16 protein-coding genes are annotated in these 23,378 nt (G+C 69.8%); 3 read left to right on the top strand and 13 right to left on the bottom strand.

Going from position 1 to position 23,378, the window contains the following annotated elements:
- The 3 genes from QHF83_RS21860 to QHF83_RS21850 are packed head-to-tail and all read right to left on the bottom strand — an operon-like array spanning position 1 to position 2,918.
- The gene (locus tag QHF83_RS21860; RefSeq protein WP_282419833.1) at positions 1-888 is read right to left on the bottom strand and encodes an alpha/beta fold hydrolase; all 888 of its coding nucleotides are present in this window, start codon (positions 886-888) and stop codon (positions 1-3) included.
- Positions 885-1,745 carry a 16S rRNA (cytidine(1402)-2'-O)-methyltransferase gene (gene rsmI / locus QHF83_RS21855; RefSeq protein ID WP_282419832.1) on the bottom strand — a complete coding sequence of 287 codons (861 nt, stop codon included), beginning with the start codon at positions 1,743-1,745 and terminating at the stop codon, positions 885-887. Before rsmI ends, QHF83_RS21860 begins: the two co-directional genes overlap by 4 nt.
- 3 nt (positions 1,746-1,748) lie before the next feature.
- A complete protein-coding gene (locus QHF83_RS21850) occupies positions 1,749-2,918 on the bottom strand; it encodes an RNA polymerase factor sigma-32 (protein WP_282419831.1) in 1,170 nt (389 codons plus the stop codon).
- Positions 2,919-3,014: 96 nt separating this feature from the next.
- On the opposite strand from QHF83_RS21850, the gene QHF83_RS21845 reads away from it, so the two are divergent.
- Positions 3,015-3,701 (top strand): hypothetical protein, encoded by a 687-nt coding sequence (locus tag QHF83_RS21845; RefSeq protein ID WP_282419830.1) that lies wholly within the window; start codon positions 3,015-3,017, stop codon positions 3,699-3,701.
- On the top strand, positions 3,698-5,725 hold the full coding sequence (mutL, locus tag QHF83_RS21840; protein WP_282419829.1) for a DNA mismatch repair endonuclease MutL: 2,028 nt from the start codon (positions 3,698-3,700) through the stop codon (positions 5,723-5,725). The genes QHF83_RS21845 and mutL overlap by 4 nt, the downstream gene beginning before the upstream one ends.
- A 68-nt stretch (positions 5,726-5,793) precedes the next feature.
- On the opposite strand, the gene QHF83_RS21835 is transcribed toward mutL, so the two are convergent.
- The 5 genes from QHF83_RS21835 to QHF83_RS21815 all read right to left on the bottom strand — a co-directional run bounded on the left by QHF83_RS21835 (position 5,794) and on the right by QHF83_RS21815 (position 15,876).
- Positions 5,794-6,651, bottom strand: a complete 858-nt coding sequence (locus QHF83_RS21835; protein WP_282419828.1) for a S1-like domain-containing RNA-binding protein — start codon at positions 6,649-6,651, stop codon at positions 5,794-5,796.
- 21 nt (positions 6,652-6,672) lie between these two features.
- Positions 6,673-7,716, bottom strand: a complete 1,044-nt coding sequence (locus tag QHF83_RS21830; protein ID WP_282419827.1) for a hypothetical protein — start codon at positions 7,714-7,716, stop codon at positions 6,673-6,675.
- A 64-nt stretch (positions 7,717-7,780) separates the two neighbouring features.
- Positions 7,781-8,782 carry an NAD-dependent epimerase/dehydratase family protein gene (locus tag QHF83_RS21825; RefSeq protein ID WP_282419826.1) on the bottom strand — a complete coding sequence of 334 codons (1,002 nt, stop codon included), beginning with the start codon at positions 8,780-8,782 and terminating at the stop codon, positions 7,781-7,783.
- On the bottom strand, positions 8,779-13,566 hold the full coding sequence (locus QHF83_RS21820; protein ID WP_282419825.1) for an AMP-binding protein: 4,788 nt from the start codon (positions 13,564-13,566) through the stop codon (positions 8,779-8,781). Before QHF83_RS21820 ends, QHF83_RS21825 begins: the two co-directional genes overlap by 4 nt.
- A 99-nt stretch (positions 13,567-13,665) precedes the next feature.
- Positions 13,666-15,876 (bottom strand): prolyl oligopeptidase family serine peptidase, encoded by a 2,211-nt coding sequence (locus QHF83_RS21815; protein ID WP_282419824.1) that lies wholly within the window; start codon positions 15,874-15,876, stop codon positions 13,666-13,668.
- A 152-nt stretch (positions 15,877-16,028) separates the two neighbouring features.
- On the opposite strand from QHF83_RS21815, the gene QHF83_RS21810 reads away from it, so the two are divergent.
- Positions 16,029-17,330 (top strand): cytochrome P450, encoded by a 1,302-nt coding sequence (locus tag QHF83_RS21810; protein ID WP_282419823.1) that lies wholly within the window; start codon positions 16,029-16,031, stop codon positions 17,328-17,330.
- Here the strand turns inward: QHF83_RS21810 and QHF83_RS21805 are convergent.
- The 5 genes from QHF83_RS21805 to QHF83_RS21785 all read right to left on the bottom strand — a co-directional run bounded on the left by QHF83_RS21805 (position 17,325) and on the right by QHF83_RS21785 (position 23,302).
- Positions 17,325-18,410 carry a 3-oxoacyl-[acyl-carrier-protein] synthase III C-terminal domain-containing protein gene (locus QHF83_RS21805; RefSeq protein WP_282419822.1) on the bottom strand — a complete coding sequence of 362 codons (1,086 nt, stop codon included), beginning with the start codon at positions 18,408-18,410 and terminating at the stop codon, positions 17,325-17,327. The genes QHF83_RS21810 and QHF83_RS21805 overlap by 6 nt on opposite strands.
- The gene (locus QHF83_RS21800; protein WP_282419821.1) at positions 18,407-20,101 is read right to left on the bottom strand and encodes a thiamine pyrophosphate-dependent enzyme; all 1,695 of its coding nucleotides are present in this window, start codon (positions 20,099-20,101) and stop codon (positions 18,407-18,409) included. The genes QHF83_RS21805 and QHF83_RS21800 overlap by 4 nt, the downstream gene beginning before the upstream one ends.
- A 75-nt stretch (positions 20,102-20,176) precedes the next feature.
- Positions 20,177-20,602 (bottom strand): STAS/SEC14 domain-containing protein, encoded by a 426-nt coding sequence (locus QHF83_RS21795; protein ID WP_282419820.1) that lies wholly within the window; start codon positions 20,600-20,602, stop codon positions 20,177-20,179.
- 7 nt (positions 20,603-20,609) lie between these two features.
- Positions 20,610-22,289 (bottom strand): urocanate hydratase, encoded by a 1,680-nt coding sequence (gene hutU, locus QHF83_RS21790; RefSeq protein ID WP_282419819.1) that lies wholly within the window; start codon positions 22,287-22,289, stop codon positions 20,610-20,612.
- 44 nt (positions 22,290-22,333) lie between these two features.
- Positions 22,334-23,302 (bottom strand): quinone oxidoreductase, encoded by a 969-nt coding sequence (locus QHF83_RS21785; protein ID WP_282419818.1) that lies wholly within the window; start codon positions 23,300-23,302, stop codon positions 22,334-22,336.
- Positions 23,303-23,378: the final 76 nt, after the last annotated feature.

Genomic DNA, 23,378 nt, shown 5'->3' with positions numbered 1-23,378 from the left:
CTACGCGAGGAACGACGAAAGCAGCTCGGTGACACGCGCCGCGCCCTCGATGTGCGGCGTGTGCCCGAGCCCCGGCAGCATCACGAGCCGCGCGCGTGGCATCGCGGCCGCAGCCCCGATCGCGATCGGCGCGGGCAAGACGGGATCACGCTCGCCCCACACGAGTAGCGTCTCGGCGTCGATCCGCTGGAGCTCCGACGCTCGCTCGTACGCGGGGCCGACGAGCGGCATGAGCGCGTCGAACGCCCGCACCGGCGGCGCCTTCCCTCCGAGCACGGAGAAGAGCTCGACTTCGAGGCGCGCGAGGCGCTCTTCCCACGCATCTCCACCACGCGCGTCCCGCGGCAAACCGAGGGCCCCGAGCGTCCGCGCGATCCGCTCCGGCCCGAGCCGAAACAGCGCGCGTGATCGCAGGCTCGCCCAGGGACCGAGCCCCATCGAGGCGACGAGCGCGAGCTTCGGCGGCCGCACGTGGCCTCCGAGCACGAGCTCCAGCGCGACGAGCCCGCCCAGCGAATGCCCCACGATCGAAGCCTCCGCGAGGCCGAGCTCACGCACGAGCGCGGCGATCGGATCGACGAAGAAACGCGCCGCCGCGTCGCGATCGTCGCCCTGGAACGGCGGCGACGACGAGTGACCGAACCCCGGCAAATCCACCGCGATCACGCGACGTGATCGCGCGACCTCCGCGAGCACCGGCGCCCAGATCGTCCCCGCGGACCCCCGCCCGTGCAGAAACAGCACCGGCGCGCCCCGACCGCCTTCCAGCGTCCGCAGCGTGACCGGTGGCAGCGCCCTTCGCTTGACCTCAAACGAATCGCCGAGCGCCGCGAGGATCTCCGACTCGACCGGGCCCGGCCGCGACACCACCGCGTGGATGTCCGTCACCGCTCGTCCCTCTTCCGCGCGAGCACACGCGTGTAGAGCTCGCGACGCGGCCGGCCCGACACGAGCGCGAGCTCGTCGGCGATGTCCTTCGGCCGACGCCCGCGCGCGAGGTGCTCGTCGATGAGCCGATCGAGCTCCTCCTCGCCGACGAGCGGCCCCTTCGGCGCCTCGCCCGGACCGATCACGATCGTCACCTCGCCGAGTGTCTCGCGCTCGGCCGCGATACGCGCGAGCTCGGGCAACGTGCCGCGCAGGATCTCCTCGTGCATCTTCGTCAGCTCGCGCGCGACCGCGCCGGATCGGTTCGGCAAGCTCGTCGCGAGATCGGCGAGCGTCTCGGCCGTGCGCTCCGGCGACTCGAAGAGCACGACCGACTCGGGCGTCGCGCGCACGAGCTCGAGCGCATCGCGCCGCTCGGGACCTTTGCGCGGCAGAAAGCCGAGGAACCGAAACGCGCCCGTGCAAAGCCCCGACGCCGAGAGCGCCGCCATCACCGCGCTCGGCCCCGGGATCGGCACGACGCGCACGCCGGCCTCGGCCGCCGCGCGCACGAGGTCCGTTCCCGGATCACTCACGACGGGCGTGCCCGCGTCGGTCACGAGCGCGACGTCTTCCCCCGCGACGAGCCGATCGACCACACGCGCGACGTCATGCGCCGACGCATGCGCATCGAGCCTGTCGATCGGCTTCCCCGTGATCCCGAGGTGCGTGAGCAGCCCGCGTGTCCGCCGCGTGTCCTCGGCGGCGACGCGCGCCGCGTTCCGGAGCGTCTCCGCCGCACGTGGCGACAGATCGCCGAGGTGGCCGATCGGCGTCGCCACCACGTAGAGCACCCCTCGCTCGGGCGCGTCGCTCACGGCCTAGCTCGCGCCGCCGACGGCGTCGCCGAGCTCCTCGCGCAGGTACTCGCGCAGCTTCGTGGTCAGCCGCGCTTCGAGCTGCCGCACGCGCTCGCGCGAGATGCCGAACTCGTCGCCGAGCTCCTGGAGCGTGAGCGGCTCCTCGGCCGCCATGCGCTTGTCGAAGATGATGACGTCCTTGCCCTTCAGCGTCTCGCGGAACTTCGCGAGACGCTCGCGCACCATCACGTCCATCTCGTGCGACTCGAACGCGGCGTCCGGGCCGGTCGTGTACGAGGGCATGAGATCGATCCGCGACACGGAGCGACCTTCGCTGTCGCCGACGGGCGCGTCGAGCGACGCCTCGCCGCTCGACAGGCGCCGATCCATGTCGACGACCTCGCTCTCGTCCACCGAGAGGCGCCGCGCGATCTCGCCCGCCGTGGGCTCGATGCCCATCGCCGAGAGCCGCGCCTTCTCCTTGTTCAGGTTGAAGAAGAGCTTGCGCTGGGCCTGCGTCGTGCCGAGCTTGACGAGCCGCCAGTTGTTCAGGATGAACCGGAGGATGTACGCGCGGATCCACCACGCCGCGTACGAGGAGAGCTTCACGCCGCGATACGGATCGTAGCGCTTCACGGCCTGCATCAGGCCGATGTTGCCCTCCTGGATGAGGTCCATGATGTTCTTGTAGGCGCGGCGATACTCGTACGCGAGCTTCACCACGAGCCGGAGGTTCGCCGTCACCAGGCGCGCGGCCGTCTTGACGTCCTGCGTCTCGGCGTAGTGCCGCGTGAGCTTCTGCTCCTCCTCGGGCGTGAGCAGCGGATGGCGCTGCACCTCGCGCAGGTAGGCCTGCAGCGGATCGGTGCGCGAGAGCGCGCCGTCGCCGCCCTTCGCCGCGCCCTTGCGCTCCGCGAGGGGGAGTTTGTCCAGGGATCCCGCGTCCGCGTCCTCGTCGACGACCTCGAAGTCGGCCTCGACCACCTCGGCGTCCGCGCCCTCGTGCTCGGCCGCGTGGTCTTCGTCCTCCCCCGCGCCTTCGGCGGCCTGACCCGGCTCGGCGCTCGTCGCGGCGGCTCGCCGCTCGGCTTTCGCCGCGGCGGATGCCTCGCCTCGCTTGCCTCGCTTGGTCGCCCCGCCCGCCGAGGCTTTTGTCGTCTTCTTACCCGGCTCGGTCTTCTTGGTGGCCACCCGGTACCTCTTGCGGGCAATTTCTTAGTACACGTGGCCTACCTCGCGCCACCTGTGGTTCGCGGCCCCGCCGGAACGTGCTAGAGCCCCCCTTGCGTGAGCACTTCCGCGCCGCCTCCGCCCCCGTCCGCGCGCAAGCGCACGCTTCGGCCCTGGTACCTCGTTGCAGCGATGATCCTCGCATGGCTCATCGGTGTGCAGGGGCTCTCCGAGGCGTTCGCGACGCTCGTGTACCTGCGCGAGGGCAACCTGCCCGATGTCGCTGCCTTGACCGCGTCCATGAAGGACGCCGCCGAGCCGATCGAGGCGCTCATGGTCCTCCAGGAAGCCGCGCGTCTGCGCACGCTCGGCGAGATGGGCCCCCTCGCCTTCCCGCTCTTCGCGGGCCGCTTCTTGCTCTCCGTGCTGCTCGTCGTCGCGAGCGGCATGGCCATGAGCGGCAGGCCCGGGGCGCGCATGCTCGCCATCCAGGCGCTGCTCGCGAACGCCGCGCTCGCGACCTTGACGTTCTGGCTCTTGCGTGACGCGCGGTATGCGTGGGTCGACGCCGTCGTGCGCGTCGGGGACGTCCTGCCGGCGCTGCCCCAGGCCGCGCCCGCGGATCAACGCGAAGCGTGGCCGCTGCTCCTCGACCGGCGCCTCTGGCTCTGGCTGCCGCGCATCCGGCTCATCCTGTTCGACGTGGGGGCGCTCGTGCTCGCGACGATCACGCTCACGAGCCCGCGCACGAAGGCCTATTTCGAAGCGGTCGCGGCCGCCCAAGAGCAGACCGAGGACTCGTGACCGAGCTGCCCGGGCGTGTCCACGTCCTTCCGGACGACCTCGCCAACCAGATCGCCGCCGGCGAGGTCGTCGAGCGCCCCGCGAGCGTGGTGAAGGAGCTCGTCGAGAACGCGCTCGACGCCCGCGCGCGGAGGATCCGCGTCGACATCGAGGGCGGCGGCGTCACGCTCGTGCGCGTCACCGACGACGGCAGCGGCATGGATCGCAAGGACGCGACGCTCGCCGTGCTCCGCCACGCCACGAGCAAGATCGGATCGATCGACGACCTGCGCCGCATCCAGAGCTTCGGCTTCCGCGGCGAGGCGCTGCCGAGCATCGCCAGCGTCAGCCGCTTCGCGATGCGCACGCGCAAGCACGAGGACGACGAGGGCACGCTCGTCCGCATCGAAGGTGGAAGCCCCGCCGACGTCGGCCCGTGCGGCGTCGCGGTGGGCACGAGCATCGAGGTGCGCGACCTCTTCTTCAACGTCCCGGCGCGGCGCAAGTTCCTGCGCGCGGTGAGCACGGAGAGCGCGCACGTCACCGAGGTCGTCGAGTCCGCGGCGCTCTGCCGTCCCGACGTCACGCTCGTGCTCGCGCGTGATGGGCGCGTCGCGCGCGAGTGGCTGCGCACGCAGAGCCGCGAGGAGCGCGCGCGCGACGTGTTCGACGACGAGCCCCTCGCCGCATGCCGAGGCGAGCGGGGCCCCATGAACGTCGAGGCCTTCCTGTCGCGACCCGAGCGAGCACGCGCAGGCGCGACGCGGCTTCTGTTTTTCGTGAACGGCCGTCCCGTCAAGGACCGCACGCTCGCGCGCATGGTCGCGAATGCCTACGGCAGCGTGCTCGAACCGGGCCGTTATCCCGTCGGCGTCGTCCACCTCGACCTGCCGCCCGAGCTCGTCGACGTGAACGTGCACCCGCAGAAGGCGGAGGTCCGCTTCGCCGACGGCCGCGCGATCCAGGACGCGCTCTACAAGATCATCGCGGCGCCCCTGGCCCGCGCCTTCGGTTTGCCCGCGCCCGGCGCCTCGCCGTGGGCGCATTACCACAAGAATCGCGCCGAAGAGCGCAGCCTCCCGCCCGAACCCGCCGCGCCCCCGCCGCCGCCGACGGCCTATCTGCCCGGGATCTTCGGCAAGGGCCCCGCGCCCGCCGATGCCTCGGGCCCGGCTCCCTTCGGCCAGCGAAAACAGAAGCCGGTCGACGAGGCCACGCCGCCGCTCACGACGTGGAATGGCTCGGGGGAGCTGCCTCCGACGGAACATTGGAATGGTCATTCGGGACAAACCATTCCTTCGGAGCCGGAGCCGGACCCGTGGGGGCTCGCCGCGGAGGCGCCTCCTCCTGCGTCCCCGTTCCCGGCGGAGGCGCCGCAGACGCCGCCGCCGATCGCCGCTCCCCCACGCCCGATGCCATATCCGACGGCGGAGGAGCGCGCGCAGACGGCCGAGCGACCGGGCGCCTTCAGCGGGCTCTCGTTCGTCGCTCAGGTCCGGCGCACGTTCCTCGTCTGCGAGGGGCAAGACGGGCTCTTCGTCCTCGACCAGCACGCGGCGGCCGAGCGCGTCACATTCGAGCGGCTCCGCCGCGCCTACGAGACCCGCGCCGTCGCCTCGCAGCGGCTCCTGATCCCCGAAATGGTCACGGTCACGGCCGAGGAAGCAGCGATCATCGAGGAAGCGCAGGACGCGATCAGCCGCACGGGTCTCGACGTCTCGCTGCGAGGCATGCGCGACGCGGCGATCACGGCCGTCCCGCAGATCCTCTCCGCTCGCGCCACGCCCGCCGTCCTCCTGCGCGACTTGCTCGCCGAGCTCTCGCGCGTCGGCGAGCGCGCGTTCTCCGGCGCGATCGACCTCGCCCTCGCCACGATGGCCTGTCACGGCTCGATCCGGGCCGGCGACGCCGTCTCCAAGGAAGAAGCCGAGGCGCTCTTCCGCGCGCTCGACGAGGTCGATTTCGCCGGCCATTGCCCGCACGGCCGCCCCGTGGTCATGCGGATCCGATGGTCGGAGCTCGAACAGAAGGTCGGGCGGCGTTGACCGGGTCGAGCTCCCCGCGACCAAGTTCGCCGATGTCTGCGCCGTGACCCCGTCGCTTTGACGCCGCGCTAACGCCGGTTTGGCACGATGAACCCTTGCGGGTCCAGCGAAACCACGCGCTGCTTCAAGAGGTGCCCCACGGCCCGCTTGAAGGCCTTCTTGCTGAGCTGAAACATCGAGCGGATCTGGTCCGGGCTCGACCGATCGCCGACGCGCGGCGCGCCGGGACGCTCGATCACCGCGAGCACGCGCGCCGCGTCGTTCTCGATTTCCTCGTGCGCGTGCCCGCGGAGCGAGAGCTCGACCTTGCCGTCGGGCAGGATGTTCGCCACGCGGAAACGCGCCGTCTCCCCGCGCGAAAGCCGGTGCGGCTCGTACGCCGGGACCAACCCGACGACACGCCGTTCCAGAATGACGAACAGCCCGATGTCGGGGTCGTTCCGCCACGCCTCTCCGTCGATCCAGTCATCGAGTTCGTAATCGCCCTGGTCACGCAAAAGCTCGCTCACGCGCATCGTCCCGGCGAGCCGCCCCCGATCGTCGAGAAACAAACCAATCGGGTGCCGCTCGCCCACGTGCACGTCGCGCGTCTGCTCGCCATACGGCACGAGCAGCTCCTTCGGCAGGCCCCAATCGAAGAACGCGCCGTACCGATTGACGTCCGTCACCTTCAGGAAGGCGACCTCGTCGAGCGTGACCTTCGGCGTGCGTAACGTCGCGACGGGCCGCCCTTCCGAATCGAGGTAGACGAAAACGTCGAGCTCGTCCCCCTCCTTCGTGCCCTCGGGGACCTCGCCCCGCGGCAGCAGCACGACCTCGGCATTCGGCCGCAGGTCCCTCGAATCGACGGAGAGAAACGCGCCCGGCGGCCCCAGGCGCCGCACGGGCAGGTTCACGAATCGGCCGAGGAGATCGTCGTAGGGCATGCGGTTCGTCGCGAACGGCCTTTACTTGGCCGGCTTCGCCTCCTTCGGGAGCGGCGCCACGGTGCCGAGGTCCCATTCCTCTTGCACCGGCGAGGGGTTATCCTTGAAGGTCAGCACATACCCGAGGCCACCGTCGAACACCTGTTTGACCGTGCACGCCCCGAAGCGCACGACATCCTCGGTGAGGCAAGGCGCGCCCACCGCGAGGGGCTTCGAGACGTCGATGGGCGTCAGGTTCGCGGTCTTGACCTTGTGCACGCGCCGCCCCTCGCGCGCCCCGTATCCATTGCCGAATTGCGTCTCGACCGTGACCCAGGCGTCCTCGCCGCTCACCGCGAAGACCTGCCCGGCGTACGACGTATCGGGGTCCGGGCCACCGTCCGCGAAGCGCACCATCACATAACTCCCCATGCCGAGCGGCGTCTCGAACGCGAGCACCTCCTCCAGCGGGAGTTTTTCCTTCCGCAGCTTCTTCATGAACCGAAGCGCGCACGTCGCCGATTTCGCGTCCACGGCCTCGATGCGCCCGACCCAGTGGCTTTGCCCGAAATTGCAAATCGCGAACGCGCCCTTCTTGAGCCCCTTCGGCGCCACCGCGGGCCGCGCGAGCGCCGCCGGCACCGCGTACTTGTTCCCCCGCTCCTCGTAGACGACCTCGTTCGCGTCGGCCTTCAGGACGGTGACGAGCTTGATCCGGACCGCGCCGAACGAGTCCTTCGTCTCCCCGAGGCGGCCCATGTTGGGCGCGACGACCCACGCCTTCGGCGTGGTGATGGCCGCTCCCGTCTTCGGCCCATCCCAGAGCGCCCAGCGGCGAATGCCATCGGGGCCATCGACGTCGTGGACGAGCTCCTTCGGCTTCTCGGGCTCGGCCGCGGGCTTGGCCTCGGGAGCCGCGGTCGGCGTCGCCGTCGGAGCGGCCGAGGGAACGGCGGTCGGCGTGGTCGCGGTCGCCTTCGCCGGGTCCGCCGGAGGCGGGTTTTCCGCGGAGGAGCCGCCGCAGGCGGCAACCGTGAGGACGAGTGTCGCGAGAATCGCGGGAGAAACGAGCTTCGGGTAGGACATCTCGCCCGCGGACCCTAGTCGAGGGTGGTGCGCATCGCAATGGCCCCGAGGGGCCGTCCTCGACCTACACCTTCGGCCAGACGACCCCGCGCTCGCGCAGATCCTTCACCGTATCGGAGAGCGTCTCGATCGCGTCGCGCGGCGAGAAACCGAGCTCCCGCGCCGCCTTCTTCGCGTCGAGGTACCAGTAATGCTGGCTCATCTCCGCGCTCACCCGGTCGAGCGGGTTCTCCGTGTTCATCCGCTTGGCGATCCGCTCCATGATCTCGGCGCCCGCTTGCGCCAGAAGCAGGCTCTTCGGCGCCTTCATGGTCGGGCCCTTCACGCCCGTCACGCGCTCGAGCATCCCGAAGAATACCTCGAACGTCAGGTTTTTCGCGCCAAGCAGATATTTTTCGCCCGCCCGGCCCTTCTCCATCGCCGCGACCATCGCCACGGCCGCGTCCCGCGCGTCCACGAACGAGAGGCCGCCGCTCGGGATCATCGGCACGCGCTTTTCCATGAACTTCACGACGTCGCCCGTCGACGAGCCGAGCACGTCCCCGGGGCCGAGCAGGAGCGAGGGATTGACCGACACGACCTCGAACCCGGGGCCGCTGCGATCGAGCCCCGCGCGCTCGGCATACAGCTTCGACCGGTAATACGGCCAGCGCGCGATCACGTCCTGCGGCGGCAAGGCCGTCTCGTCGATGACCTTGGCCTCGCGGCTCACGGCAATCGTGCCGCTCGTGCTCGCAAGGACGACGCGCCGCACGCCCGCGGCCCGCGCCGCGTCGAGCGTGATCTTCGTGCCCTCGACGTGCACCCGGAAGAGCGCCTCCGCGTCCTCCGGCCGCCGCGAGACCCGGCCCGCGCAATGGAAGAGCCCTTCGCAGCCCTCGGCCGCGCGCTTGACGCTCTCCGCATCGAGCACGTCGCCGCGCGCCACGGAAAAACCCTCTTTTCCAGCGAAGTCCGTGGGCTCCTTGCGGCAAAGCGCCACCACCTGGTGACCGCCCGAGAGCAGCACCGAGACGAGGTGACGTCCGAGAAACCCCGTAGCACCCGTGACGAGATAGCGGCTCATACGAGATCGAATACCTTCTGGAAGGTCAAGAGCAGGGAGATGTCGTTCGATTTCACGGCGCCCGACATGAACTCCATCGGGCTCGGCGTGTAAGCCTCACGCACGATCTTGAGGAAGATCTCCGGCGACGTCTTGAGCACGCAATCGGCCGCGGCGCCCTCGGGCTTGCCCATCTTCGCCTCGCACTTGTTCGGCTCGACGCGCAGCGTCCACTTCGCCTCGTTTTCGTTGCCGAGCGTGAAGTAATACGTGACCGGCGCGGTCACGCGGCCCGGGACGAACTTCGTCTCGAGGTCGCGGAACAGGACGACGAGCGGGTGCTCCTGCTTCGGCGCCGCTTCCTCGATCCGGTCGATCTGCCGGATGTCGAGCACCTTGCCCTCCTTGAGGAGGACCACCGCCTGCCGCGTCAATTCCGCGACCTTGCGGCACGCCACGGTCGTCTTCATGCCCGCCGTCAGGCGCTTGAGCTCGCGCACTTCGAGCGGCGGGCCGATCCGCGCCACGAGAGAGCGCTTCTTCGGAAAATTCGCGCCCTTGGGCAACGCCTCGTAGGTTCCGCCCAGCCAAACCGGGAGGATGTCCACCTCGTGGTGCAACGCGAGGTGGCCGATCGCCGCGCCAAACTCGTGAACCTGGCCGTCGGTGCTGCGCGTGCCCTCCGGGAAGATCAGGATCGTGTTGCCCTGATCGATCAGATCCCCCGCCTGGCGGAGCGCCTGCCGGAGGCCGCCCTTGCGATCGAAGGGCGCGAGGTTCGTCAGGTTCTCGAAATACGCGCGGCGCCATTTCCCCGACTCGAAGAAATAGTCCTGCGCCGCGAGCGAGACGAGCTCGTCGCCGTACGCGCCGAGGGCGTACTTGACGAACCCCATGTCGAGGTGGCTCGCGTGGTTCGAGGCGACGATCGTGTTCCGGTTGTGCGGGATGTAGGCCCTTCCGTAGACCTTGGGGTGCATCACCCGGTCGTAGAAGTTCATCTGGGCCTTGCCGAGGAGCTGCTTGGCCATGTCGGCGAACGGCCTCGGGAGCTTGATCGGCTCGTCCTCGCCGTCCTCGACCTCCGCGAGCTCGACCTCGTGCGCCGCCTCGCCGCCGATCTCGACGACGAGCGCCTCCACGTCGCCCACCGTGTCGCAACGCGAGAGCCGGTCGGTGTCGATCGCCCGGCCCGTCTGCGCTTCGAGCGCCGCCGCGAGCTCCATCGCCATGAGCGAGTCGAACCGGAGATCCCCCCGGAGGCTCATCCCCGGCGTGAGATCGGCCGACTTCTTGTTCGCGATCGTGGCGATCGCGTGCCGCGCCGACGCGCTCGTCGCTTGCCCGCCCTCGCCCGCGGGCATCGCCGACGCGCTCGCGAGCTTCGCGAGCACGCTCTTCACCTCGCTGCGCTTGACCTTGCGCGTCGCGGTGCGCGGCAGGTCGTGGTCCCAGAGGTGCACGACCGACGGCTGCGCGACCTTCGGCAGCTTCTGGAACGCCTCGCGCAGCGCCTTCATCGCCTTCTCGTGGCGCTCGGCGCGGGAAGGACGCTTCTCGCCCTCCTCGGGCTCGCCCTCGTCACGCTCGGGCACGGCGAGGCACGCGACGCGCTCGCCGCCCTGACCGTCGTCGATGCCCACGATCGCGATCTCGCGGACGTGCGGGGTGCCGCCGAGGATGTTCTCGACGTCGTCCGGGTACACGTTCTCGCCGCTCGCCGTGACGATGACGTCCTTCTTGCGGCCGACGATGACGAGGCGGCCCTTCTTGTCGAGCTTGCCGAGATCGCCCGTGTGCAGCCAGCCGCCTTCGTCGATCGCGGCGCTCGTGGCCTCCTCGTTGCCCGCGTAGCCGAGCATCACGTTGGGCCCGCGCGCGAGGACCTCGCCGACGCCGCCCGCGTCGGGTTTGTCGATCTTGATCTCGACGTTCGGGATGGGCTTGCCGACCGTGCCCGGCTTCAGGCTCGGCGAGGCCTTGGCCACGGTGAGCACGGGCGCCGCCTCGGTCAAACCGTAGCCCTCGCTGAGCGGCAAACCGAGGCCGCGGAAGACGTTCGCCGTGTCCTTCGGGAGCGCGGCGCCGCCCGAGATCAGGAAACGAACGTTGCCGCCGAGCGCCTTGTGCACCGTGCCGAAGAAGACGCGGCCGAGGTTCAAGCCGGCCTTTTCGCCGAGCAAACGGTTGAGCTCGAGGGCCCAGTCGAAGGCCGCCGCGGCGGCAGGACCCTGCTCCTTCACGCGCGAGGTCACGCGGCGCTCGAGCATCTGCCAGAGCGCGGGCACGCCGACCATCGCCGTGATGCGACCCTCCTTGAGGCCCTTCGAGACGCGCTCGCCGCTGAGCTCGCCGATGTAGATGATGCGCGTGCCGCGCGAGATCGGAAGCAGGAGCCCACACGTGAACTCGAACGTGTGGTGCAGCGGCAAGACGCTCAGGATGCGGTCGTGCTGGGCGAGCGGGAAGATCGGCGCGAGCGCGGCGAGCAGCGCCGTGAAGTTGTCGTGCGAGAGCATGACGCCCTTCGGATCGCCCGTCGTGCCGCTCGTGTAGATGATGCTCGCGATGTCCTCGCCCTTGACCGTGACCTCGGGCGCCGAGAGTTCTTCGTGCGCGTCGGGGTCCGCGAAGCTCGCGAGGTCGTAGACGCGAAGCTCGGGGAGCGAGGCGCGCGCGGCCTTGCCGCCCTTGCCCTCGACGAACGAATCCCAGAGCGCGACGCGCGCCCCCGAGGAGCGGATGATGTTCGCGAGCTGGCGCTCCTCCAGCGCGGGATCGACGGGCACCGCGATCGCGCCGGCCCGCAAGATGCCGAAGTACGCGACGGGCCACGCAGGCTGGTTCTCGCCCGTGAGGACCACGCGATCGCCCGGCCGAACCCCGACCGCCGCGAGGCGCGCGGCCGTGGCGAGCATGCCGTCCCGGAGCTCGCGGAACGTGGTGCGCGTGAGGCCCTCTTCCGTGAGGAGCTGCAGCGCGACGGCGTGGTCGTGCCGCTCGGCCATCTCCTCGATGAGGTCGATGAGGTGGTCGTACTTGCGCAGGGCCTTGAGCTGTTTGTTCTGCTTCTCGTCGATGAGCGGGAAGACCCACTTTTCGAGGCCCGGGATGTGGATCTCCCACATGAACCAGCGCCAATCGAGCTTCTCGGGCTCCCAGTAGAACTTCGCGCGCTCGTCCTCGGGCATGCGCGCCATCGCCGCGCGCGTGTTCGCGCAGGAGAACACCCAGTCCGCCTCCGCGACGAACGGGAGGAAGATGTCCATCACGCCGGCCATCTTCTCCTCGGCCTTCGCCGCGCTGAGGAGCATGTCCGACGCAGGCTTGAGCAGCGGCCGCACCGGCCCGCCCGCGAGCTTGCCGAGCACGCCGCCGAGCGTGTTCATCGCCTTCGCGATCTGGTGCGAGCCGTGCTGCTCGTATTGCTTCTTCGTGAGGCCGACCGGCTCGAAGTACGCCTTGACCCAGTCGAAGAGCGCGCTCCGCTTGCCCTCGTACGCGAGCTTGCGCTTGTAGAGGCCCATGAGCTCGTAGTACCGCGTCATGCGGCAGCCGTTCGTGTCCGTCGTGCCGTACTGGTAGACGACGGCCGCCTTGCCCTCGAGCAGCTCGCAGAGCGAGGCGATCATGCCGCTCGTGACCATGTCGCAGGGGATGATGTCGAGGTGGACCCGGTGGTCGCCGGGGATCTGCACCTGGCCCTGCATGGCCATGTAGATGAACGGCGCGCTCGTGTTGATGCCCTCGTTCCAGCCGGGGAACGGAAACACGCACGAGGACTCGATGACGGCCGGACGAACGATCGTGTAGGGCACGCCGCTCGCCGCGAGGACCTGCTCGCCGATGCTCTTCGTGTACGTGTAGATGTTCGTCCAGCCCCAGAAATGCGCGCGCTCGGTGCCGGCCTCGATGAGCTGGTTCTCGATGAAGCGGCGCTTCACCTTGGCGAGCTCGGCATCGAGCGCCGTGCCGCGGCAAGGCTCGCCGCGCGCCTGGAGGTTCTCCTTGGCCTCGTCGAGGAACGCGCTCTGCCGGAACGCGTCCTCGCAGCGGTGCCGCGCTTGCTTGACGAGGTCGAGGCACTCGTCGATCTCGCGCTGCGGATCCCAGTGCGAGCGATCGAGCGTGCGCTCGGCGATGCCCGCGCCGAACCAGGTCTCGCCCTCGGCGCGCGGGAACGGCACCTCGCGCGGGTCGACCTCCTCGATGAGGCCGGAGCGATACCCGGCGACGTAACACGTGCTCGTGTGCAGGACCGGCGCCCCGAGGCGCCTCGCGAGCGAGACGAGGTTCGTCACGCCGAACGCGTTGACCTCCAGCGCCTCGTCGAGCGGCGGGTTGAAGTCGACGACGCCCGCGACGTTGACGACCGCGTCGATCGTGCCGTCGATGCGCGCGAGCAGGTCCTTGTCGAGGCCACACTCGTGGTGGACGATGTCGCCGGCGATCGCGGTGATCTTCGAGGCGATCCACGTCTCGAACTCGGCGCCCGGGTGCGCCTCGCGGATCGGGTCGAAGGCGGCCGAGGTGGCGATCTGCGACCAGAACCGCTCCTCGGCGGACTGGCCCGCCTTGGGCCGGACGAGCAGGTAGAGATGGCCGATCTCGGGGAACCGATGCAGCAGCATCGAGACCCAGACCTTGCCGAGGAAGCCCGTCCCGCCGACGACCACCAGCCGCTTGCCGGAGAGGACGCGCGAAGGGAGCAGCGGGGTGATGTTCGCGCCGTTCATCGTTTGGGGGCTCTGCCCGGCGGTGCCGGGCTGCGCTCCCAAACCCCCGTTCATCTCCGTCTCGCTCATGGAATTCGCCTCGTTCCCCCCCGTGAGAGGGAGAGGATTTCGGGTCCCTAGCCGATCAAGTCAAGCTCGACGTAGCGCGAATCCACATTCGCACCGCGATCACGGCTTCTTGATGCCGAGCACGTGAAATAGAAATGTGTAGACGTCCACGGCTTCGAGCACCGCGTGGTCGAGCGGCGTGCCGACGCCGCGGCCCGTGTCACCGCTCGAACGCAGGAGGATCGGCGCCTTCGCGCTCGTCGCCGCGAGGAGGCGCGCCGCCATCTTGCGGGCGTGCGAAGGATCGCCGCGCGGGTCGTTTTCACCGGTGAGCAAGAGCGTCGCCGGGTAGGGCTTGCCGTCCTCGACGCGGTGGTACGGCGAGTAGCCGTAGAGCGCCTTGAACTGCTTCTCGTCGGCGATCGAGCCGTACTCGGGGACGTCGTAGGCGCCGTTCGGCGTGCCTTCGAGCCGGAGCATGTCGTAGATGCCGCCGCGCGCGACGACGGCGCGGAACATGTCGGGCCGCTGCGTGAGCGCCGCGCCCATGAGCAGCGGCGACTGCGGGGCGCCGAGGAGGGCGAGCTTGTCGCTCTTCGTCACTTTGAGCTCGAACAATCGCTCGGCGCAGGCGAAGAAATCGTCGAACACGGTCTGCTTCTGCGTGAGCATGCCCGCCTTGTGCCAGGCGTCGCCGCCCTCGCCGCCGCCGCGCACGTTCGCCACCGCGACGATGCCGCCGACGTCGAGCCAGGCGCGCCGCGTGGGGTCGTAGTCCGGCGCGACGACCACGCCGAAGCCGCCCTGCCCCGTGAGGATCGTGGGGTTCTGCCCGTCGAGCTTCGCGTCCTTCCTGCGCAGGATGCTGAGCGGGATCTTCGTGCCGTCCTTCGACGTGCACGTCTCGCGTACCACGGTCGCGTCGCTGAAATCGGCCGTCGCGGGCTGGGCCATCGCGGTCTTCTCGACCTTGCCGCTCGACGCGCGGAAGCGATACCAGGCCGAGGCCTCGGTGAAGCTCTCGTTCTCGAAGTAGAGGTCGTCGTCCTGGAGCAAGACGACCTCGTGCACCCCGGAGACGGGCAGGATCGGCACGACGCCGCCGGGCTTGCCCTTGATGTCGAACCAGCGCATCTCGGTGGGCCCGCCCGCGCTCGAGCGCACGTAGATCCGCTGCAGCGTGGGCAGCACGTCGCGCAGCACCGACTCGCCTTCGGGCACGACGACCGCGGCCTTCGCGAGCTGGGGCTTCCACGCCGAGGTGCGCAGGAGCTTGCCGCGCGGCGCGTCCTTCTTCGAGATGATGTAGAGGTCGCCGTCGGGACCCGCGACCATGCGCTCGACCTCGTCGACGGCGTCCGCGACCTTGGTAAAACCCCCGCCCTGGCGGAAGACGTGGTGCTCTTTCGGCCCGCCGTAGCCGCTCTCGACACGCGCCGTGACGAATTTGCCGTCGCCGCTCGTCTCGAGGTCGATCTGCGCGAGGCGCGGCAGTTTGTCGATGGCCGGCGCGTCGTCCTTCACGGGCGTGTGGAGCTTGTGGAAATAGACCTTCTGGTAAAACCCTCGGTCCTCGGGTTTGCCCTCGCCCTCGGCGGGATAACGCGTGTAGAAAAATCCGGTGCCGCCGGCATTCCAGGCAATGCTCTTGCCCTTGTATCGGCCGGCGCCCTGCGGGACGACCTCGGCCATCTCGCGGCCCGAGCCCACGTCGAAGACGCGGATCGAGCCGCCCTCGCTGCCGCCCTTCGACAGCGAGACCGCGATCTTCCCGCCGTCCGGCGAGGCGACGTAATAATCGATCGAGGTATTGCCCGAGGGGTCGATCGTGGTCGGGTCGACGAGGACCTTCTCGGCGTTCGGCTTGTCGACGGGCGTGAGCGTGACCAGGAACGGCTGCTGCTTCGGCGGCCGCCAGCGCATCGAGAAGAGCACGTTGCCCTTGTGCTGGAGCGCGTAAAACGCGGGCGAGCCGTATTCGACGAACTTGCGCACGCTCGTGTAGAGCGCCTGACGGCCCGGCAGGATGTCCAGGAAGGCCCGCGTCCGCCGGTTGTGGTCGCCGACCCAGCTCTTGACGTCGGAGTTCGCGCCGTCTTCGAGCCACTGGTAATCGTCGGCGACGCTCTCGCCGTGATATTCCTTGAACACGGGCTTTTTGGGCGTGGGCGGGGGCGGATCGAGCGTGGGGCCGGGCGCCTCGACGGACGCGGACGCCGACGAGGAGGGGCCGGCCTTGTCCTTCGGGCCGGTGACCGGCGAGGTGCCGGGGCAGGCGGTGAGGAGGAGCGCGAGGGGCGCGAGCGCCGCAAACGAACGGACCAAGGTCATGTCGGGGGCGAGGTTACGACGGACGAGGCGATCTGTCAGGTGTCGATGTGCGCATACCGCGCCCTCGGGTTGCGCGATGGGACGCGCTCCGTAAGGACGAGAGGCTCGCCGACCTTTTCTCTCCCTTGCCCGTCTACGCCCACGAGAGCCCTATGCTGCCCCCCGGCCCCGGTTCACGCACGTGGAATACTTGGAGCTACATCACCGATCCGGTCACGGCGCTTTCGCGCTGGCGCGATCGGTACGGCGATACCTTCACGGTGCGTGATTGGTCGGCCACCACGGTCGTCACGAGTGATCCGGCGCTCGTGAAGGCGATCTTCGCGGTGCGCGACGTGGGCGTGTTCGGGGCCGTGGCGCCCGAGAGCTTCGACGTGATCCTCGGGCGGCGATCGCTCCTGCTCCTGTCGGGGCCCGAGCACCAGGCCGAGCGCAAGCTCTTGCTCGGTCCGCTCTGCCGGGCCGCGCTGCCGGCGTGGCTCGGGGCGATCGCGGACGCGACGCGCGGCGCGTTCGCGGGGCTCGCACCGCGGCAGTCCTTCGTCGCGCTCGAACGCATGCGGGAGGTGACGCTCGCGAGCATCTCGCAGATCCTGTTCGGACCCGAGGATCCGAAAGAGCCCGCGCTGCGCCGCGCGACGCTCGACATGATGGTCCACGTGCGGCCGAGCTTCCTCGTGGCGCGGGCGCTGCAAATCGAGGGCTTCGGCCGCACGCGCTTCGGTCGCTTCATGACGGCGTCGCGGGCCTTCGACCGGCTGCTCTACGGCCGGATCGCCGAGGGACGAGCGCGCGGCGAGCAGGACGGGAGCCTCCTCGCGCTCTTGCTCGCGGCGTATCCAGAAGGCCCCGCGGGCGACGAGGCGATCCGCGACGAGCTGCGCACGATGCTCGTCGGAGGCCACGAGACGACGTCGTCGGTGCTCGCGTGGGCGCTCTACTATCTGCACCGGGATCCCGCGCTCCTCGCGCGGGCGCGGGCCGAGATCGACGCGATCGCCGATACGGAGGGGCTCCTGCGCGCGCCCTTGCTCGACGCGATCGTCGACGAGGTGATGCGGATAAGGCCGCCGGCGGGCCAGTGCTTCCGGATGCTCGTCGAGCCGCTCGATCTCGGGCCGCTTCGCTTGCCCGCGGGGGTGATCGTCTCGCCCGCGATCAGCACGATCCACCACCGCGAGGACCTGTGGCCGGAGCCTTCGCGCTTCGATCCGGCGCGTTTTTCGAACGGCTCGCGGCCGGGCCCGTTCGTGTACCTCCCGTTCGGCGGAGGCAGTCATCGTTGCATTGGGGCGAGCCTCTCCAAGGTCGAGAGCGCGATCATCCTCGGGACGATCTTGCGCGAATACCGCCTCGGGCTCGACGAGGCGCGCGCGCCCGCGTGGCGACGCGAGGGAATCGCGCTCTGCCCGAGCCCCGGGGTGCGAATGCACGTCGAGGGCCGGCGCTCATAACTCGACGCTCCGGAGCCCGACCTCCCCGATCCGGAACACCACGGCCGAGGCCGTGCTGACGCTGCCCACGGAAAACCCGAGCACGACGTCCCCGGGCCGGATCCGCTTCTCCTCGAGCGCCGTGCGCAAATTGTTCGGCCAGAGCGTCGGGCCACAATTCGCATAACGCGGATAGGTATCGACGGTGCGATCCATGCCGAGCCCGAGGGCGGCGGCGCAGAACTCCGCATACCAGGCCGTGGGCGTGTTGCAGATCAAGAAATTCACGTCCTTCAATGCGAGCTTCGCCTCGCGGAGCGCGCCGTCGACACAATCGCGGAGGTAGCCCTCGGACGCGTCGCGGATGCTCTTGCCGGCGATGTGCTTGTTCGCCTGGAGTTGCAGCGCCGGGGCGCCGCCGAGGACCGTCAATTCATACGCGAACGCGCCGCAGGTCTCGATCGTGGGCACGGTGTGCGCTCCGAGCACGCCCATGCCGGCCGGGGCCGGCTCGACCACGAAGGCCGCGGCGCCGTCGCCAAGAAACCAGGAAAAGGAGTCGGCCTGGTCGACGTCGCGGGTGTACGTGCAGCACACGATGACGAGGATCCGGCGATAACGGCCTGCGCGGATCAGATCACTGGCCAGGTGAAACCCGACGAGCGCCGACGAGCAAGCGGTCTCGAAGCTGATCGCCGGTGCGCGCAGCCCGAGGTCGCGGACCACGTACGCCGCATCGCCGACCACATGGCTATCGGGCCGCAAGGCGTGCACCAGGAGGAGATCGACACTCGCGGGATCGATCGCACAGGCCTCCAGCGCCGCGCGGGCCGCCGCGCGTTCGAGGTCCTGCGCGCGCATGTCCGGGGGCATGACCCGGCGCTCGACCGTGCCGCGGAACGGATCGGCGAGGTATCGGGCGATCGCGCGATCGTAATGGCTCGGCTGCGTGTCCTCGAAATCGGCCCAGACCTTGGCCAGGGTGGCCTCGCGCGCGTTCGCGATCAGCTCCGGATGACGCGCTTCCCACCAGTCGTTCGTCCTGATCTGCCGGGGAAACGCGACGCCGAGGGCGGTGATCGTGCCGGGAGGGTTCGTCATGCGGAGGAGCTTCCTTGCGTCTGGTGGTCGATGCTGCGCAGGCGGTCGCCGAAGGGCGCCGGTTCGTCGAGGTCGATGGGCACGTCGAGCACGAACGGGCCGCGGGCACGCATTGCCTGATCGAGCGCTTCGAAAGCTTGCATCTCGCCCCGCACGCGGGCGCCCTCGACGCCCAGGGAACGGGCGAGCATGGCGAAGTCGACCTCGGGGAAATCGACCTCCGGCCTCGAATGGCCGAGCGCGCGGAGGCCTTGATCGACCATGCCGTACCGCGCGTCGTTGAGCACGATCCAGGTCACGTCGGCGCCGAGCTTCGCAGCCGTGTTGATTTCGTTCTGCATGAGGAGGGCGCCGTCGCCGACCACCGCGACGGCCCGCTTTCGCGTCGCGAGCGCCGCGCCGATGGCCCCGGCGCTGATGTGCCCCATCGGGCAAAACAGGCCCGACTGGCGATACCGATGGGGCGACGCGAAACGCAGGTATCGGGTGGTCCAGGCAAACGCATTGCCCGCCTCGGCCAGGAGCACACCGGACGAGCCTTCGATCACCCGCTCCTGCAAGCATTGCATGAGATATTGCGGGCGAACCCGCGCGGGCGTCTCGCGTGGATCGAGGCGTGGCGGTCGGGATCGGGGCACAGGAAAAACCCTGCGCGGGCGGGCGTCCATGCGAGCGAGCAGCGCGCGCAAAAATACCCCGATCTCCGCCTGCACGGCGAGCGTCTCGGCCTGGGGAAATGCGCTGCCGGGCACGTCGGGGTCGAGGTCGACGTGAATCAACCCGCGCGAGGGAATCAGGCCTTGCAGAAAAGCCGTGCTGAACTCGCCGAGCCGGGATCCGAGCACAAGCGTGCGATGGACGTGGCTCGCTTTCAATCGCTCCGCGAGATCGGGATCGCTGCCGAACGCGCCGCTGACCCCGAGGTAATGCGCGTCGTCCTCGGAGACGATCCCCTTGCCTCGCGGCGTGGAGATCACCGGCGCGCCGGTGCGCGCGACGAGCTCCCGCACCTCGACGGCGGCATGCCGCGCTCCATGACCGACCCACAAGGCAAAGGGCTCGCGCAAGCATTCCAGCACCCGCGTCACGGTCGCCTCGTTCGCCGCGACGTCCGCGGCGGGGACGGTGAGCGGCACGCGCGGAGCTTGCTTGGCCTGCAAAGCAAGGGGCATGGCGACATGGGCGACGAACCCACGCCGGCTCGCAAACCCACGCGCGAGGGTCCGCATCACGTGCGGCAGCTCGGCCTCGTGTTCGAGCGCGACGGCATCATCGAAGAGCGTGGAAGGCTCGTAGAGGTCGCCCGGCAGCATCCGTGTATTGCTCTCCTGCAAGGCAAAACGCCCCCGGAGCTCGCCGCCCGTCGCGCCCGACACGAGCAGGATCTTCGCCCCTTCCCAGCGGGCCGTGACCACGCCGGTGATCGCATTCGTGAGCCCCGGGCCGGTCGTCGTGAACACAATCGCCGGCGCGTCGGCCAAAAGGGAGGCCTCGATCGCCGCATACACCGCGCCGCTCTCGTGACGGCAATGGACGACCTCGAGCGAGGAGCGCATCAGCGCGCCGTAGAAGGGAACCAGCGCGCCGCCGGCCACGCCGAACGCGAACCGCGCCCCGAGGTGCCGCAGACCTTCGATGAGCTCGTCGGAAACCGTCGTGACCAGAGGAGCGTCAGGGTGCGGTCGCGCCATCGATGCATCCACACGACGAGCTCACCCGCGATCCCTTCGTCGTGCGGCACCTCGGGGCTCCGTCCCGAGCGCAGATTACGACAAACCGGAGGAGCTGTCAGGTCCGGAGGGCGCCCCGCACGCGACGCACCCCCGGGCGCGCAGCCACGCCCGGGCGCTCGGCTCGTCGTCGAAGAATGCAAGGTCGAACCCGGTCCGCGCGAGCACGCGCGCGGCGGTCGCGACGAGCTGCGCGAGTACGCGGGAGCCGAAACTCGCGCCGACCACGGCGTTGACGAGGCGAGGTAAGCCGCGCATCGCCTCGATGAGCGCCTTCCGGCTCGTCGAGGACATCGCGATCTCGCCCTCGATGATGCTGAGCATGAAGGCGGTCCCGCCCCTGGCGTGCGCCTTCATCGCCGTGCCGAAGGCCTGCGCATCCGCGGTGAGGACCTCACCGCGGATACAAAGGACCACGAGATCCGGTGTTTCTACTTCGATGTCATGCGCCCCCACCCTCACGACGACCTCAGCCTTTCGTCCGGTGTGGCACCCGGACGCCCTTTTCCTCGGCGATACGCGCCGCCGTCTCGTACCCCGCGTCCGCGTGACGAATCACGCCCATGCCCGGGTCGATCGTCAACACCCGCTCGAGCCGCCGCGCCGCCGCGTCCGTTCCATCCGCGACGATGACCATCCCCGCGTGCAGCGAATTGCCGATGCCCACGCCGCCGCCGTGATGGAAGCTCACCCAGGACGCGCCGCCCGCCGTGTTCGCGAGCGCGTTCAGGATCGCCCAGTCCGCAATGGCGTCCGAGCCGTCCTTCATGGCCTCCGTCTCGCGGAACGGGCTCGCCACCGACCCGCAATCGAGGTGGTCGCGGCCGATCACGATCGGCGCCTTCACTTTGCCCTGACGAACCAGCTCGTTGAACGCGAGGCCGACCTTCGCGCGATCGCCATAGCCGAGCCAGCAGATGCGCGCGGGCAGCCCCTGGAACTTCACGCGCTCCTCGGCGAGCTTGATCCACCGCGCGAGGTCCGGGTCGTTCGGCACGGCTTCGAGCACCGCGCGGTCCGTGGCCAGGATGTCCTCCGGATCGCCCGAGAGCGCGACCCAGCGGAACGGGCCCTTGCCCTGGCAAAAGAGCTCGCGAATGTACGCCGGCACGAAGCCCGGGATGTCGAAGGCGCGCTCGCAGCCCGCCTCCTGCGCGCACGTCCGGATGTTGTTGCCGTAGTCGAAGACCTCCGAGCCGCATTGCGCCATCTCCAGCATGGCCTCGACTTCGAGCCGCATGGAGCGCTTCGCCCGCGTCACGTACTCCTTCGGGTTCGAGGCCCGGAGCGCGGCCGCCTCCGCGAGCGAGAGGCCCTCGGGGATGTAGCCGATGAGCGGATCGTGCGCGGCCGTCTGCTCGGTGACGAGATCCGGCACCACGCCGCGCCGCACGAGCTCGGGGAAGATGTCGGCCGCGTTCCCGCAGATCGCGATCGACGTGGGCTGGTTCTTCTCGACGGCCGCCTCGATCGCGGCGAGCGCCTTTCCGAGGTCGTCGATGCGCTGATCGACGTAACGCGTCTCCAAACGGCGCTCGATGCGATGCGGATCGATCTCGACCGCGAGGCAGGACATGCCGGCCATCGTCGCGGCGAGCGGCTGCGCGCCGCCCATGCCGCCGAGCCCCGCCGTGAGCACCCAGCGCCCGCCCGCGCGGCCCGAGCGCGCCTCGTGCGCCTTGCGCGCCGCGACGAACGTCTCGTACGTGCCCTGCAAGATGCCCTGCGTGCCGATGTAGATCCACGAGCCCGCCGTCATCTGGCCGTACATCGTCAGGCCGAGCTGCTCGAGCTTGCGGAACTCGTCCCAGTTCGCCCAGCGACCGACGAGGTTACTGTTCGCGATGAGCACGCGCGGCGCGTCGGGGTGCGTGCGGAACCGGCCCACGGCCTTGCCCGACTGCACGAGCAAGGTCTCGTCGTCCGCGAGATCCTGGAGCTCGCGCACGATGACGTCGAACGCCTCCCACGAGCGCGCGGCCTTGCCCGTGCCGCCGTAGACGACGAGATCGTCCGGCCGCTCGGCGACCTCGGCGTCGAGGTTGTTGTGGAGCATGCGCAGCGCGGCCTCCTGCACCCAGCCCTTGCACGAAAGGGTGGAACCGCGGGGCGCGCGGACGGGACGGGGACCAGATTGGCGGGTCGACATGCCCCCGCTTTACCACGACAGCCGGAGAATGGGGCGGCGAGGCGCTACGGGATCAGGAGGAGCTTGCCCGTCGTCTCGCGGCCTTCGAGGCGGCGGTGGGCCTCGCCCGCGTCCGCGAGCGGCAGCTCGGCATGGATGCGGACGGAAAGCGCGCCCTCGGCGATCCGCGCGAAGAGCTGCGCGGCGCGGGAGGCGAGCTCCTCGCGCGTGGCCGTGTAGTCGACGAGGCTCGGCCTCGTCAGGAAGAGCGAGCCCCCCGCCGAGAGGCGCTGCGGATCGACGGGCGCGACCGGGCCGCTCGATTGGCCGAAGAGCACGAGCATGCCGCGGCGCTTGAGGGCCCCGAGGCTGCGATCGAAGGTGTCTTTGCCGACGGAGTCGTACACGACGTCGACGCCCGCGCCGTCCGTGTGGCGCCGCGCCTCGGCGGCGAAATCGACCTCGCGGTAAAGGATCACCTCGTCGGCGCCCGCCGCGCGCGCGAGGGCCGCCTTCTCGGCCGTCGAGACCGTACCGAACACGAATGCGCCCGCGTGATCGGCGAGCTGGCACAGAAGCAGGCCCACGCCGCCCGCGGCTGCGTGCACGATGCACGTATCGCCGGGGCCGAGCGGGTACGTCGAGGTCGCGAGGTATTGCGCGGTCATGCCTTGCAGCATCACGGCCGCGGCCGTCTTCGGATCGACGCCGTCGGGCACGACGACGAGCTTGTCGACCGGCGCGACCACGTGGCTCGCATACGAACCGGGCACGGAGGCCCAGGCGACGCGCTGTCCGGGTGCGATCGACGTGACCTCGGGGCCCACCGCCTCGACCACGCCGGCGCCTTCGAGGCCGAGACGACCGGGCAGGGGCAGCTTGTAGAGACCGGTGCGCTGATAGACGTCGATGTAGTTCACGCCCGCGGCTTCGACGCGAACGAGGGCCTGACCGGGGCCCGGTGTGGGGGTGTCGAACTCGGCGAGGGAGAGGACCTCCCGGCCGCCCGGCGTGGAAACGGCGATGGCGCGCATACACGGCAATTCGCCGAGGTAGGCCCGAGCGTCAAGGGCCCATGGGTGGACGGGAACGAGCGGCCGCGTTCCAAAG

Source organism: Polyangium sp. 15x6 (assembly GCF_029960785.1).
Lineage (GTDB): Bacteria > Myxococcota_A > Polyangia > Polyangiales > Polyangiaceae > Polyangium.
The sequence above is the reverse complement of the archived record's forward strand: the minus strand, read 5'-3'. Positions and strand labels throughout refer to the sequence as shown.